Origin of the sequence: Micromonospora sp. SL1-18, assembly GCF_047921505.1 — a bacterium.
Taxonomy (GTDB): Bacteria; Actinomycetota; Actinomycetes; order Mycobacteriales; family Micromonosporaceae; genus Micromonospora.
In genome coordinates, this window is the sequence record NZ_JBLROA010000004.1 from 23,274 (window position 1) to 36,955 (window position 13,682).

A 13,682-nucleotide genomic window follows, 5' to 3' on the forward strand; every position below is an offset into this window, starting at 1 on the left:
CGGCTGGTCGGTCCGGCGGGTCAGCCGCGGACGACCAGCATCGGGATGGTCATCTCGGCCGCGGTGTCCGCGCCGTGGTAGGCCACCAGCCGGGACTCGATCGGCTTCTCGGAGCGGGTGGCGACCACCGCGTACGTGCCCCGGCAGACCACCACCACATCGCCGATCCGGCGCAGGTGCTCCTCGGGCACCGGCCCGAACCAACCGGCGGCCACCGCCTCGTCCCGGGTCGTCACCCGGGCGGTGCCGCCCAGCACCGCCGACCAGGCGGCCACCACGTCGGCGGTGGCACCCGGCTCGACGTGCAGGTAGCGGACCCGGGGCTCGCCGGCGACCACCCGCACGCCGGCCCGTAGCCGGGGATCGGTGTCCAGGTCGATCCGGTGGTCCGCCGGCACGTTGAGCTGCCCGTGGTCGGCGGTGACCAGCAGCGCGGCGTCCGGCGGCAGCCCGTCGACCAGCCGGACGAGCAGCCGGTCCACCTCCGCGGCGGCCAGCCGCCAGGGCACGGAGTCGACCCCGCTCAGGTGCCCGTGCCGGTCCAGGTCGGGGTGGTACCCGGAGACCAGGGCCGGCCCGGCACCGGCCGCGAGGGCGGTGAGCATCTGCCCGGCGAGCGCGTCGACGTCGGAGGCGCCCCGGTAGTCGCCGCCCCGGTTCGCGGCCAGGGTCAGCCCGCTGCCGCCGTACTCCGGGCGGCTGACCACGGTGACCGCGACCCCGGCCGCGCGGGCCCGCTCGTACCAGGTCGGTACGGGCTGCCAGCGCAACGGCTCCGGGTCGCCGGCCCACTCGATGTGGCTGAGCACCCGGTCGGTGCCCGGGACCCGGACCTTGAAGCCGAGCACGCCGTGCGCTCCGGACGGCGTGCCGGTGCCGAGGGTGACCAGGCTGGTCGGGGTGGTGGAGGGGAAGCCGGAGGTGAGCGGCGTGCCGATGGTGGCGGCCAGGCCGGCCAGGGTCGGGGCGTACGGGGCGGCGGTGGGGATCTGGTACCAGCCGAGCCCGTCGACCAGCAGCACGGCGATCCGGCGTACCCCGGCCAGCCGGGACCCCAGGCCGAGCAGGTCGACCGCGCCGGGCACGCCGAGCACCGCGAGGGCGCTGGGCAGGATGTCGGCGAGACTGCCGCCGCCGTAGCGGGGCATGACCTCCTCGAGCGGATCCACCGCCGGGCCGGTCATGCCGGGCGGCGGGCGAACAGGTGCAGTTGGGCGGCGAGGTCCCGGTACGGCTGCCGGGCCGCCAGGGCCCGTTCCAGCTCGACCAGGGCGGCCGGCTGGCCGTCCGCCACCGCGGCCGGGAGCAGGTCGGCGAGGACGCGTACGCCGTGGATCTCCTCGACGGCGAGCCCGGCGGCGGCGAGCAGCGCCGCGGCACCGTCGGCGTCGTACCGCCGGCGCAGGGTGTCCCGGGGGCCCGCGCTGCCGTCCGGGTCGGCGGCCAGCGCGGCGGCGACGTCGAGGTGTCCGTTCATCGCCCGGGTCAGCACGGCGGCGGCCCGGCCGGCGACCAGGACGCTGGCCGCGCCGCCGGGGCGCAGGGCGGCGGCGAGCGCGGCGACCACCGGGGCGGGGTCGTCGACCACCTCCAGCACGGAGTGGCAGAGCACCAGGTCGACGGTGGCCGGCTCGACCAGCCCGGCGAGCGCGTCACCGTCGCCCTGGATCGCGCGTACCCGCTCGGCGACCCCGGCCTCGGCGGCCCGGCGGGTCAGCGCGGCGAGCGCGTCGGGGCTGGCATCGACCACGGTGACCCGGTGGCCGGCCTCGGCGAGCGGGACGGCGAAACCGCCGGTCCCGCCGCCGACGTCGAGCACGGTGAGCTGCTCGCCGGCCCGCCGGCCCAACTCGGCCCGCAGCACCGCCCAGATCACGGCGGTACGAGGGGTCAGGGTTCGGGTCTGTTCCACCCCGCCGAGCCTAGTCACCCGCGGCACCGGGGTCAGGACTCGCCACCTCCGGCCGGGTCCTCCTCGGCACGGGAGCGGCGGGCGTTGGCCACCGGCCCGTCGGTCACCGGGTACTCGTGCGCCTCGGTGTCGTGTGCCGGGATCCAGTCCGCACCGAGTCGGGTCCGGCGGGCATTGGCGATACCGCGATGGGTGTTGCTCCCCGTCATCGTTCTCCACCTTCTTTTCCTACGTGGGCCACTCTGCCCACGTCGGCGGACCGTATCTCCGGCCCGCCGATCCCTGGAACGCGGATGTGATCAACAACATGCCCACTGCCAGCGCGGTGTGGCGAAGGTCTCCACGAGGTGGGCCGGTTGCCGGCCCATCGTCGACCGGATCAGGCTCACCTGGTGGTCGTCCTGCTCAGCGCCTTCGGCATCGTGCTGCTCGGAGCCTTCGCCCAGACGGTCAGCGGCTTCGGGTACGCGTTGCTGACCGTGCCGTTGCTGGCCGCCGCGATCGACCCGCGCAGCGCGGTCGTGGTGTCGGCGCTGACCAGCATCTCGCTGACCCTCACCGCGGCTGTCCGGGAGCGCGCGTACGCCCGGTGGCGGGTGGTGGCGATCCTCACCGCCACCGCCCTGCTCGGTCTGCCGGTCGGCCTGCTGGTGCTCGCGTACGCCCCGGAATGGCTGCTCAGCGCGCTGATCGCAGTGGTGGTGCTCGGCTGCGTCGCGCTGGTGTGGAGCGGTGCCCGGATCCGCACCGGTCCGGTCGGGCTCGGCGCGGTCGGCGTGCTCGTCGGCGTGCTGACGGCCGCCACCGGCACCAACGGGCCGCCGCTGGTCGCCGCGTTCCAGTCCCTCGGCTACGACCCGCGTACCTTCCGGGCGACGGTGGCGGCGACGTTCGCCGGCACCGGGCTCATCGGGCTGGCGGGATTCCTGCTCGCCGGTCAGATGCACGCCGACGTGGTACGGATCGCCCTCGCGGCGCTCCCCGCCGTGCCGCTCGGCTGGTGGCTGGGGAACCAGCTGTTCCACCGGATCGACCCGGTGGTGTTCCGCCGGATCGTACTGGCCGGGCTGCTCGGCAGCGCCGGCGCCGCGCTCGCCGCCCTCGCCCGCTGAGCCCGGGGTCACCCGCTGAGCCTGCGGTCAGCGGAAGTCGCGGGAGGCCGGGGTGACCGGTGGCTCGATCGCGTCCAGCCGGTCGGCGGTGAGGCTGAGGACGCCCTCGTGCCGCTGCAACCGGCCCCGCACCACCAGCGCCCCGCTGGTCCGGGCCACCCGCCGGTAGCGCTGCCAGAGCCCCGGCGAGCAGGTGACGTTGAGCATGCCGGTCTCGTCCTCCAGGTTGAGGAAGGTGACCCCACCCGCGGTCGCCGGCCGCTGCCGGTGGGTGACGATCCCACCGACCCGGATCCGCTGGCCGGGCTCCACCCGGCCGAGCCGGACGATCGGCACCGCGCCCAGGGCGTCCAGCCGGTCCCGGATGAACCGGGCCGGGTGGCTCTCCGGGGACAGGCCGGTGGCCCAGACGTCGGCGACGAGGCGGTCCACCGCCTCCATCCCGGGCAGGGTGGGCGGGGTCGCGCCGGTCACCGTGCCGGGCAGCCGGCCCGGCCGGTCCTGGGCCGCCGCGCCGGCGGCCCAGAGAGCCTGCCGCCGAGTCAGCCCGAAGCAGGCGAAGGCGTCCGCGGTGGCCAACGCCTCCAGCTGCGCGGCGGTCAGACCGACCCGGCGGGCCAGGTCCGGCATGTCGCGGTACGGCCCGTCGGCCGCCCGCTCCGCCTCGATCCGCTCGGCCACGCCGTCGCCGAGGGTGCGTACGCTGCCCAGCCCGAGCCGGACCGCCGGACCGCCCAGCCCCCAGGCGTGCGGCGGCTCCCCCGGCTGGCTCCCCCACCGGGTCTCCGGAGCGGACTCCAGCACCGCCTTCGCGCCGCTGGCGTTGATGTCCGGCCGGCGTACCTCGACGCCGTGCCGGCGGGCGTCGTCGACCAGGGTCTGCGGCGAGTAGAAGCCCATCGGCTGGGCGTTGAGCAGGGCGGCCAGGAACGGGCCCGGGTGGTAGCGCTTGAGCCAGGAGCTGGCGTACACCAGGTAGGCGAAGCTCATCGCGTGGCTCTCCGGAAAGCCGTAGCTGGCGAAGGCGGTGAGCTTGCGGTAGACGTCGTCGGCCAGCTCGCCGGTGATGCCCCGCTCGGCCATCCCGGCGTAGAGCCGGTCGGCGATCTGCGCCATCCGTTCCACCGAGCGTTTCGCGCCCATCGCCCGGCGCAGCTGGTCGGCCCCGGCCGCGTCGAAGCCGGCCAGGTCGATGGCGAGCTGCATGAGCTGCTCCTGGAACAGCGGCACGCCGAGGGTCTTCTCCAGCGCGTTGCACATCAGCGGGTGCGGGAACGTCACCGGCTCCTGCCCGTTCTTGCGCCGGATGTACGGGTGCACCGAGCCGCCCTGGATCGGGCCGGGACGGATCAGCGCCACCTCCACCACCAGGTCGTAAAAAACGCGGGGCTTGAGCCGGGGCAGGGTGGCCATCTGGGCGCGGCTCTCCACCTGGAACACCCCGACCGAGTCGGCCCGGCAGAGCATGTCGTAGACCTCGGGGTCGTCCAGGGTCATGTCGCCCAGGTCGAGCCGGGACCCGATCATGTCGTAGCCGTAGTGCAGCGCGGAGAGCATGCCGAGGCCGAGCAGGTCGAACTTGACCAGCCCGACGGCGGCGCAGTCGTCCTTGTCCCACTGCAGCACGCTGCGGCCCGGCATCCGCCCCCACTCGACCGGACAGACCTCGATCACCGGCCGGTCGCAGATCACCATGCCGCCCGAGTGGATGCCCAGGTGCCGGGGGAACCTCTGCAGCTCGTTGGCGTACGTGATGACGTCCTCGGGGATGTCCGCCACGTCCACCGTGGCGACCGAGCCCCACCGGTCGATCTGCTTGCTCCAGGCGTCCTGCTGCCCCGGCGAGAAGCCGAACGCCTTGGCCACGTCCCGCACCGCCGACCGGGGCCGGTACGAGATGACGTTGGCGACCTGGGCGGTGTGCTCCCGGCCGTACCGGGCGTAGACGTGCTGGATCACCTCCTCCCGGCGGTCGGACTCGATGTCCACGTCGATGTCGGGCGGGCCGTCGCGTTCCGGGGCGAGGAAGCGCTCGAAGAGCAGCCGGTGCCGCACCGCGTCCACGTTGGTGATCCGCAGCGCGTAGCAGACCGCCGAGTTGGCCGCCGAGCCCCGGCCCTGGCAGTAGATGTCCTGCTCGCGGCAGAACGTGACGATGTCGTAGACCACCAGGAAATAGCCGGGGAAGCCGAGGTCTTCGATCATGCGCAGCTCGTGCTCCAGCTGCGCGTACGCCTCCGGGTGCGCCTCGGGCGGGCCGTAGCGTTCCCGGGCGCCGTCCATGGTCAGCCGGCGCAGCCAGCTCATCTCGGTGTGCCCGGGCGGCACCGGATACGCCGGCAGCTGCGGCGCGACGAGTTGCAGGTCGAAGGCGAGTTCCGCGCCGAACTCGGCGGCCCGGGCCACCGCGCCCGGGTACGCGGCGAACCGTGCCGCCATCTCCGCGCCGCTACGCAGGTGGGCGGTGGCGGCGGCGGGCAGCCAGCCGTCGATCTCGTCCAGACTGCGCCGGGCACGCACCGCGGCCACGGTGGCGGCCAGTCGACGCCGCCCCGGGGTGGCGTAGTGCACGTTGTTCGTGGCGACCGTGGGCAGCCCCGCCGCGGCGGCCAGCTCGGCCAGGGCGTCGTTGCGGTCGGCGTCGACCGGGTGGCCGTGGTCGGTCAGCTCCACCGCCACCGTCTCCGGCCCGAAGAGCTGGGCGAGCCGGTCCAGCTCCCGGGCGGCGGCGTCGACGCCCTCGGTGAGCAGGGCGGTGGGCACGTGCCCCTTGCGGCAGCCGGTGAGCACCAGCACGTGGTCGCGCAGCTCCGCGGCGACCTCCTCCAGCTCGCCGTAGACCGGGCGGCCCTTCTCGCCGCCGCGCAGCTGGGCGCGGGAGATGGTGGCGGCCAGCCGGGCGTACCCCTCGTGACCGTGGGCGAGCACCAGCAGGTGCCGGCCGAGCGGGTCGGGCTCACCGTTCTGCGGGCCGGGCAGCCCGAGGGAGAGTTCCGCGCCGAAGACCGTCGGCAGGTGCAGCGCGCGGGCCGCCTCGGCGAAGCGCACCACGCCGTAGAAGCCGTCGTGGTCGGTGACGGCGAGCGCGGTGAGCCCCAGCCGGGCGGCCTCCTCGGCCAGCTCCTCCGGATGGCTCGCGCCGTCGAGGAAGCTGAAGTTGGAGTGCGCATGCAGCTCCGCGTAGGGCACCGCGTCGTCGTCTGGGCGGGGCAGCTCGGGCGGCTCGTACTGCTGCCGCTTGCGGCTCCACGCCGGGGAGTCGCCGCCGTCGGCGTCCACCGCGAGGGGGTCCACCACGTGCAGGTGCCGCTCGCCCCGCGACCGCCCGCCCCGCCCGTCGCCGCCCCGCCCGTCGCCGGACCGCCCGGAGAGCACCCGTTCCAACTCCGACCAGGGCAGATTCGGGTTGTGGAAGCTCACCGGCCCGCTCCCCGCCCTGCCCGCGTCGAGATCTTGGAAGATTGACGCCCCTCCAGGGGCCGAAAACGTCCAAGATCTCGGGCAGCCTGGGAACGATCAGTCATAGATTGCCTCCACCAGCCACTGGCCGCCCTCGACCGCGAGCAGCAGCGCGGCACCGTCGGCCAGGCAGACCTGGAACCGGGCCTGACGCCGGGCCTCGGCCGGCGCCCACCAGCGCTCGTCCACCGGCCACGGGCCGGCCCAGCCGACGATCTCGGCCGGCCGGCCGGTTTCCACGACCAGTCGCGCGGGGGCGGCGCTCACCGCCAGCCGGGCGCTGACCACGACCGGCTCCCCGGCGGCGTCGTGCACGGTGGCGAGGAGCGGGGCGGGCAGCACCACCGCCGGCGCCGGTGGCGGCAGCCGCCCCGGCCACGGCGGGACCGCCGCCGCCCCGCCCGACCGCGATGATCCACTCGCTTTACGGTAGGTCGGGCTGTCCGGGGCGAGGGAGGCCGCGGTTTGTGCCCATACCGGGTGGATCGAGGACCCGCCGCCGGGCGTCCCGTCGGGGCCCGGCTCGTCCGGTGACGTGGGCCCGGCCGGCAGGGGTGGCTCGCCGGGACGGGCGGGCAGTCGTTCGTCGCCCCACGGGACCAGGCGTACCTGGTCGGCCGGGGAGCGTCCGCCGCCGAGCACGGCGGTGACCACCGCCTCGGGACCGAGGATGCCCTGCACCCGGCTCAGCGCGCGGTGCGCCCGCTCCCGCTCCGCACCGGTCTCCCCCCACAGCCCGGGTTGCAGGCCGGCCTGGGCGAGCACCCCGTCCGGCACCAGCCGCAGCCGGATGATCCCGGCGGTGGGGCGGGCCGGGCGGGCACCGCCCCGGCCGGTGCTGCCGGAGAGCCAGCCGTCCAACTGCCAGCGGACCCGGTCGGCGATGGCCACGGCGGTGAGCAGACCGTCGTGCCGCCAGACCCGGTGCAGCTCCTGGCCGTGCGCGGTGACCGCCTCGATGCCGAGCCGGGTGCAGGCCAGCCCGTACGCGGCCAGCTGTTCGTGCAGTTGCTCGGCCAGCGTCCGGGCGGCGAACGCCGCGACGTCGACCCGGTCGATCGGCTCGTCGTACCCGGCGGTGACGATCAGGTCAGCCGGGGGTTGCCGGACCGCCAGCGGCCGATGGTCCCGGCCGGCGGCGAGCCGGTGGGCCAGCGCCCCGTCGAAGCCGAACCGGGCCAGCACGTCGCCGGCGGGCAGCGCGGCGAAGTCGCCGAGGGTACGCACCCCGAGCCGGCGCAGCAGGTCGGTCAGGGCGGGCCGGCCGAGCGCCTCGACCGGCCGGGTGGCCAGGAACTCCGGGGTCCCGCCGGGCGGCACGATCCGCCCCTCCCGGGCGGCCAGCCCGGCGGCGAAGACCCCGTCGGCGATGCCGACCTGGCTCTCCACCGCACAGGTCTGGGCAACCTGCTCGACGATCCGCTCGGCCGCCGCCTCCTCCCCGCCGAGGTAGCGGCTCGGCCCCCGGGCGGCCAACGCACAGGCCCCGGGGCGGACCACCTCCACCCCGACGGCCACCTCCTCGACGGCGGCCACCACCGGCTCGAACGCCCGGGCGTCCCGGCCCGGGTCGTGGTCGACGACGGTGAGCTGCGGGCACCGTCCCTGCGCCTCCCGCCTGCGCAACCCTCGGCGTACGCCCTCGGCGCGGGCCCGCTCGGAGCAGGCGACCACCCGGTTGGCGTGCAGCACCGCGACCGGTTCGGTGGCGGGCACCCCATCGACGATCTCGGCGGCGAGGACCGGCCAGTCCGGGCACCAGAGCAGCAGGGTCCGCACCGGCGCCCCGCTCATGCCGCCACCTCGCTTCGCTCGGCGTCGACATGAGGCACCACCACACTGCACCGATGATTCGCTCGCTGACGCTCGCTCATGCCCGGCCGACCAGGGCGAGCGCCCCCCGACGCGACGGGACGGCGGGGGCCGGCGTGACCCGCCGGAGCCGACCGGCGGTGCGCGGAATGACCCGGGTCAGTTCGTCGCCGGGCAGCCAGACCTTGATCTCCTTGGGGCGGGCGGCCGCGCCCCGCCCGCGAGCCGAGACGGTCACCTCCCGGCGGCGCAGCCGCCCCCGGCCCGCTCCGAGCCCCTCCCAGACCCCACGGACCACCCGGAGCGTGACATCCGCGCCGTCCCACCGGCCGTACGGGACGAGCACGCTGCCGCGCTGCCGGGCTCGGGCGGCCAGGCGGCTGGCGACGGAGGCGGAGACCGGGGCCGGCACGGCGGTGACCACCACGTCGACCCCGTCGATGAGCGCGGCGACGACGGTGGGCCACTCGGGTCCGGGGTGCGGCACCAGGGCGAGCCGGTCCAGGGCGATCCCGGCCTCGGCCGCCGCGCCGGCCCCGAAGGTGGGCACCCCGACCACGGCGCACCACGAGCCGGCCCGGGAGGCCTCGGCGAGCAGCGCGAGGATCAGCGACGTCCCGCCGCTGTGCCGGGGCTGCCCGACACCGACCGCGATGGTGCTGCCGCGCCGCAGCCCGCGGTGGGGCAGCAGCCCGGTCAGCTCGGGCCGGACGGGCAGCACCCGGTGGCCGCCCGCCGGGTCGGGCGCGCTCGCCGGACGTACCAGCTCAGCCAGTGCGGCGGAACCGACCACCATGCGGCCCGCCATCGGACCTACCCCCTGTCGTGTGTCACCCACGGGTACCGATCCCGTGGTAGTGCTGCTGGATCTGTGCGTGCGGCGGACGCCGCCCGACCGGACGCGCGTCCGGCCACCCGCCTCCCCGTCGGGTGGCCGGACGTCGCCCCGGTCAGGCGGCGGCTGCTCCGGGTCGCGGCGTGGCGTCAGACACGCCGAGCCGGAGTGGCCGGAACAGACCGTGGGACGCCGGTTGGTGCGCCAGGCCGAGGGCGGTCTCCACCACGGTCACGAACTGTTCGGCGGCGCGGAGCAGGTCGTCGGCCTCCCGGGCGGTGACCACCCGGGGGATCCCGGCCTCGGCGGCGGCCCGCTTGCTCGCCCCGGCGGCGAAGTAGCCGGCCCACTCGTCGAGCTCGGGGGCGACGGCGGAGAGCAGGACCCAGACGCTGGTGATCCGGCTGCGCCGGGTGGGCGTGGGGCGGGCGCGGGCGGCGAGCAGGGCAGCGGCGGCGCGCAGCGCCGCGAGGTGGGCGGCGGCGTACCGGAGACCGTCGGGGCGGGTCCGGGCTGCCTCGGCCAGCCCGTGGCGGGCCACCACGAGCAGCTGGGCGGGGGTGCGGTGCGGCAGCACGTGCGCGGGCACCGCCGGTGCCTGGGCCGGACTGGTCGGCATGGTTCTCCTCCGCGTGGGCCGGGGCGGGCGGGCCGCGCGACGGATCGAATCCGCCGGCGGGACGCCCGGAGCGGGTGGTGCGGAGGAAGACGCACCTGGTGTGGGGCCGGCCGGGTGTGGACGCTTCCCCACACCACACCCGGCCGGCGTACCGGCGGGTCCGTCGCCCGCCGCCCGGGGGTCGTGGGCGGCGAGCGACGATCCTGCCTGACGGGCCCGGACTCGCGACTGTCCGAAGCCCGGTGCGGTCCGCGGAACCGCACCTCCCGGGAGCCGGCGCCGCGAAACACCCCTCCCGGACGTTGGAACGAGCGTACGACCGAATCGAACACTCGTTCTAACTACCGTGACAGTACACCTCTCCTCCGGCGAAAAAGCAACGTGTGACCCGCCCGACGCGCCGAGCGCCGTCCGGCCCGGCGGGTCGGCGCCGACCCGCCACCGACCGAAGGATTCTCAGGTGGCCCACAGCATCGGCAAAGGGAACGCCGAGCTCCCTGGCCCAGGGTTGACGCCGTGAACGTCGCCAGCCGCACCGAAGCGACCACCCGGTGACTGCCGCCGTCGCCGACCGGGCCGTACGCCGCACCCTGCCGGCGGCTCCCGCCTGGTGGGCCGACGTCGCCGTCAGCGCCGCGGTGCTCAGCCTGCTGGTCGTCACCGCCCTCTGGACCGCCGACCGCGGGGTGCAGGAGCTACTGGCCGGCCCCGCCACCGGCCTCACCTCGCTCGGCCGGCTCGCCGGCCTGGTCAGCGCCGACCTGATGCTCATCCAGGTGGTGCTGATGGCCCGGGTACCGCTGATCGAGCGGCGCTTCGGCCAGGACCGGATCGCCCACTGGCACCGACTCACCGGGTTCACCTCCTTCCACCTGCTGCTCGCCCACGTGGTGCTGATCACCCTCGGGTACGCCGGCACCGCCCGCCGGGGCGTGCTGGCCGAGGCCTGGGACCTGGTCGTCACGTACCCGGGGATGCTGCTGGCCACCGCGGCGCTGGCCCTGCTGGTGCTGGTGGTGGTGACCTCGGTCCGGGCGGCCCGGCGCCGGCTGCGCTACGAGTCCTGGCACCTGCTGCACCTGTACGCGTACCTCGGCGTCGCGCTGGCGCTGCCGCACCAGCTCTGGGCCGGCGCCGACTTCGTCGGCTCGGCGGCGGCCAGCGCCTACTGGTGGACGGTCTACCTGCTGGCGCTGGCCACCGTGCTGGTCTACCGGCTCGGGCTGCCCGCCTGGCGCTCGCTGCGGCACCGCATCGAGGTGGCCGCGGTGGTCCCCGAGGCCCCCGGGATCACCTCGGTCTGGCTGCGCGGGCGCGACCTGCACCGGCTGCCCGCCCGGGCCGGCCAGTTCCTCCTCTGGCGGTTCCTGGACGGTCCCGGCTGGTCGCGGGCGCACCCGTACTCGCTGTCGGCGCCGCCGAACGGGGACCTGATGCGGATCACCGTCAAGGACCTCGGCGACGGCAGCGCCCGGGCGGCCACCCTGCGTCCGGGCACGAAGGTGCTGGTCGAGGGGCCGTACGGGCGGCTGACCGGGGAACACTGGCGCGGCGGCGGGATCACCATGCTCGCCTGCGGGGTCGGGATCACCCCACTGCTGGCGCTGCTCTGGGAGCTGCCGTACGCCCCCGGTGAGGCGGTGCTGCTCTACCGCGCGCGTACCCCTGAGGACCTCGCCTTCCGGGCGGAGCTGGACCAGCTCGCCGCGGAGCGCGGGCTGGTCGTGCACCACCTGGTCGGCCCGCGGGCACGGCGCCCGTCCTGGCTGCCGGCGTACGCCGAAGGGATGCCCGGCACGGAGGCCCTGCGTAGGCTCTCCCCCGGCATCGCCGCGCACGACGTCTTCCTCTGCGGCCCGGACGGCTGGGTCGACGCCGCCCGCACCGCCGCCCGCGCGGCCGGCGTCCCCGACGCGCACGTCCACCACGAACGTTTCGCCTGGTGACAGGCGCGAAAGGAGGATCCGTGCGCCGGATCACCCTCTGGCTGCTCTCCACCGTGGCCGCAGTGGTGCTGCTGTTCAGCTACAAGACCAGCACCATGGGCCCGGGCGGGGAGAGCAGCGCGATCGCCACGGGCTCCGACGGCTCGGCCGGCGCTTCCTGGAACGGCACGGGCGACGGCTCCACCGCCGGCTCCACCGGATCAGGCTCGTCGAACGGCTCGTCGAACGGGTCGTCCAGTGGCACGGCCACCGGATCGGTGGCGCAGACCCGATGGGGACCGGTGCAGGTGAAGATCGCCGTCTCCGGCGGGAAGATCACCGACATCCGTGCCGTACAGCTGCCGGACGGCAACCGCCGGGACCGGGAGATCAACGGCTACGCGGTGCCGATCCTGCGGCAGGAGGCCCTGGCCGCGCAGAGCGCCCAGATCGACACCGTCTCCGGCGCGACCGTCACCAGCGACGGCTACCGCGAGTCCCTCCAGGCCGCGATCGACGCGGCGCACCTGAAGTGAGCACGGTGGTGGTGGCGTAGTCGGGCAGGCCGGCGTCGGTGGCCAGCGAGCCGGTGCCCAGCGCGCGCCCCCACCGACACCCCGGGGTTCGCCGCCTTTGGAACTGACAGCGCAGACGAATCACGATTCCCGCACCCTCCCGGCGGTCAGCCGACGGTGGTGGCGGAGAGTTCGTTGTAGCCCTCGGCCAGCTCCTGGCCGGACAGCTCCTGGATCGCCGCCATGATCTCGTCGGCGACCGCGCGCCGGGCCTGACCGGCGCTGACCGGCCGTGGCGGGAAACGCAGCGGGGTGCCGAAGCGTACGGTGATCCGCCCGATCCGGGGCAGTCGGGCGCCGACCGGCTGGATCCGGTCGGTGCCGGCCACGGCGACCGGGACGACCGGTGCCCCGGAGGCGAACGCGAGCCACGCCACGCCGGTACGCCCCCGATAGAGCCGCCCGTCCCGGGACCGGCTGCCCTCGGGGTGAATGCCGAACGCCCGCCCGGCGGCGAGGATGCCGAGCGCGACCTCCAGCGACTCCTGGGCGGCCCGGTGATCACCCCGCGCCACCGGTACGGCGTCGATCCCGGTGAGACAGGCCCGGGTCAGCCAGCCCCGGAACCCGGGCCGCCGGAAGTATTCGGCCTTGGCCAGGAACGCCACCGGCCGAGGTGCCACCAGGGGGATCACGATGCTGTCGAGAAAGGAGAGGTGGTTGGCCGCCAGGATCACCGGCCCGCGTTTCGGCACGTTCTCACGCCCCTCGACGACCGGCCGGTAGATCAGCCGGGCGAGTGGCGCGAGCAATCGTCGTACGATCGCCTGCACCAGCACTGGCAGTCCTCGCTCTCAGTATTCGGACGACGTTGCGGCGGGTCCGAGATGGGCGTCCAGCGCGGCGCGCAGGAACGGTTCGACCTCGTCGACCCCGGTCACCAACTGCAGGCTGCCCCACAGCAGGAGCTGGGCCAGCCCGTGCAGGTTGGCCCAGAGAGCACCGGCGATCACCGTGGCTGGCGGCCCGCCGGGCGAGGCGGGGCGGGCGCGGGCAACCAGGTCGACGAGCACCCCGAACAACGGCACGCTGGCCCCCCGCAGGCCCATCTGATTACCGCGCAGCAGGTCGTGCCGGAACATCAACTCGAACATGCCCCGGTTTCCGCGGGCGAACTCCAGGCAGCACCAGCCCAGTGCGAGCAGGAGGTCGTACGGGTCCCGATCACTGTCGGCGAGCAGCTCGTCCACCTGCCGGCCGAGTTCCCGGTAGCCCTCCCGCGCGATGGCGGCCAACAGCGCCTGGTGCGTCGGGAAGTGCCGACGAGGGGCTCCGTGCGACACCCCGGCCTGCCGGGCAATCTCCCGCAGGGAAAGGCCTTCCGCCCCCTGCCGGGCCACCAGTTCAACGCCCGTCGCGACCAGGCGAGCCCGGAGACCGACGTTCGGCTGATCCATGAGAGGTGTCTACCAGAGATCCGTAGACAACGTCTA

The 13,682-nt window shown here is 75.2% G+C and carries 11 protein-coding genes and 2 pseudogenes; 3 read left to right on the forward strand and 10 right to left on the reverse strand.

Annotated elements, in window-relative coordinates; all coding sequences use genetic code 11:
• Nucleotides 1-20 precede the first annotated feature (20 nt).
• Genes ACNAW0_RS02620 through ACNAW0_RS02630 form a run of 3 tightly spaced genes read right to left on the reverse strand, consistent with a single transcriptional unit; the run spans nt 21 to nt 2,121 of the window.
• Nucleotides 21-1,184, reverse strand: coding sequence for an alkaline phosphatase family protein (locus tag ACNAW0_RS02620; protein ID WP_416286038.1), 1,164 nt, complete (start codon nt 1,182-1,184; stop codon nt 21-23).
• Nucleotides 1,181-1,930, reverse strand: coding sequence for a methyltransferase domain-containing protein (locus ACNAW0_RS02625; RefSeq protein WP_416286039.1), 750 nt, complete (start codon nt 1,928-1,930; stop codon nt 1,181-1,183). The genes ACNAW0_RS02620 and ACNAW0_RS02625 overlap by 4 nt, the downstream gene beginning before the upstream one ends.
• 14 nt (nt 1,931-1,944) lie before the next feature.
• A complete protein-coding gene (locus ACNAW0_RS02630; protein ID WP_416286040.1) occupies nt 1,945-2,121 on the reverse strand; it encodes a hypothetical protein in 177 nt (58 codons plus the stop codon).
• A 183-nt stretch (nt 2,122-2,304) separates the two neighbouring features.
• On the opposite strand from ACNAW0_RS02630, the gene ACNAW0_RS02635 reads away from it, so the two are divergent.
• Nucleotides 2,305-3,024, forward strand: a complete 720-nt coding sequence (locus ACNAW0_RS02635; protein WP_416286041.1) for a sulfite exporter TauE/SafE family protein — start codon at nt 2,305-2,307, stop codon at nt 3,022-3,024.
• Between the two features lie 27 nt (nt 3,025-3,051).
• Here ACNAW0_RS02635 and ACNAW0_RS02640 read toward each other — a convergent pair whose 3' ends face one another.
• The 5 genes and pseudogenes from ACNAW0_RS02640 to ACNAW0_RS02660 all read right to left on the reverse strand — a co-directional run bounded on the left by ACNAW0_RS02640 (nt 3,052) and on the right by ACNAW0_RS02660 (nt 9,749).
• Nucleotides 3,052-6,444 (reverse strand): error-prone DNA polymerase, encoded by a 3,393-nt coding sequence (locus tag ACNAW0_RS02640; RefSeq protein ID WP_416286042.1) that lies wholly within the window; start codon nt 6,442-6,444, stop codon nt 3,052-3,054.
• A gap of 96 nt (nt 6,445-6,540) precedes the next feature.
• Nucleotides 6,541-6,870: pseudogene (locus ACNAW0_RS02645) on the reverse strand (DNA polymerase Y family protein); the annotation flags it as partial.
• 117 nt (nt 6,871-6,987) lie between these two features.
• A pseudogene (locus ACNAW0_RS02650) lies at nt 6,988-8,277 on the reverse strand (DNA polymerase Y family protein); the annotation flags it as partial.
• A 76-nt stretch (nt 8,278-8,353) separates the two neighbouring features.
• Entirely contained in the window at nt 8,354-9,103 is a 750-nt protein-coding gene (locus ACNAW0_RS02655) for a hypothetical protein (protein WP_416286043.1), read from the reverse strand.
• A 142-nt stretch (nt 9,104-9,245) separates the two neighbouring features.
• On the reverse strand, nt 9,246-9,749 hold the full coding sequence (locus ACNAW0_RS02660; RefSeq protein WP_416286044.1) for an SAV_6107 family HEPN domain-containing protein: 504 nt from the start codon (nt 9,747-9,749) through the stop codon (nt 9,246-9,248).
• Between the two features lie 551 nt (nt 9,750-10,300).
• Here ACNAW0_RS02660 and ACNAW0_RS02665 point away from each other — a divergent pair.
• Together ACNAW0_RS02665 and ACNAW0_RS02670 are read left to right on the forward strand one after the other, a co-directional pair.
• A complete protein-coding gene (locus ACNAW0_RS02665; protein WP_416286045.1) occupies nt 10,301-11,695 on the forward strand; it encodes a ferric reductase-like transmembrane domain-containing protein in 1,395 nt (464 codons plus the stop codon).
• A 20-nt stretch (nt 11,696-11,715) separates the two neighbouring features.
• Nucleotides 11,716-12,210, forward strand: coding sequence for an FMN-binding protein (locus ACNAW0_RS02670; RefSeq protein WP_416286046.1), 495 nt, complete (start codon nt 11,716-11,718; stop codon nt 12,208-12,210).
• A gap of 146 nt (nt 12,211-12,356) precedes the next feature.
• Here ACNAW0_RS02670 and ACNAW0_RS02675 read toward each other — a convergent pair whose 3' ends face one another.
• The gene (locus ACNAW0_RS02675) at nt 12,357-13,028 is read right to left on the reverse strand and encodes a lysophospholipid acyltransferase family protein (RefSeq protein ID WP_416286047.1); all 672 of its coding nucleotides are present in this window, start codon (nt 13,026-13,028) and stop codon (nt 12,357-12,359) included.
• Between the two features lie 15 nt (nt 13,029-13,043).
• Complete coding sequence (locus tag ACNAW0_RS02680) at nt 13,044-13,646, reverse strand: TetR/AcrR family transcriptional regulator (protein ID WP_416286048.1); 603 nt, start codon at nt 13,644-13,646, stop codon at nt 13,044-13,046.
• Nucleotides 13,647-13,682: the final 36 nt, after the last annotated feature.

Coding starts and splice junctions, on each gene's coding strand:
- ACNAW0_RS02620 (WP_416286038.1), bottom strand. CDS start 1,184: ATGACCGGCCCGGCGGTGGATCCGCTCGAGGAGGTCATGCCCCGCTAC.
- ACNAW0_RS02630 (WP_416286040.1), bottom strand. CDS start 2,121: ATGACGGGGAGCAACACCCATCGCGGTATCGCCAATGCCCGCCGGACC.
- ACNAW0_RS02655 (WP_416286043.1), bottom strand. CDS start 9,103: ATGGCGGGCCGCATGGTGGTCGGTTCCGCCGCACTGGCTGAGCTGGTA.
- ACNAW0_RS02660 (WP_416286044.1), bottom strand. CDS start 9,749: ATGCCGACCAGTCCGGCCCAGGCACCGGCGGTGCCCGCGCACGTGCTG.
- ACNAW0_RS02680 (WP_416286048.1), bottom strand. CDS start 13,646: ATGGATCAGCCGAACGTCGGTCTCCGGGCTCGCCTGGTCGCGACGGGC.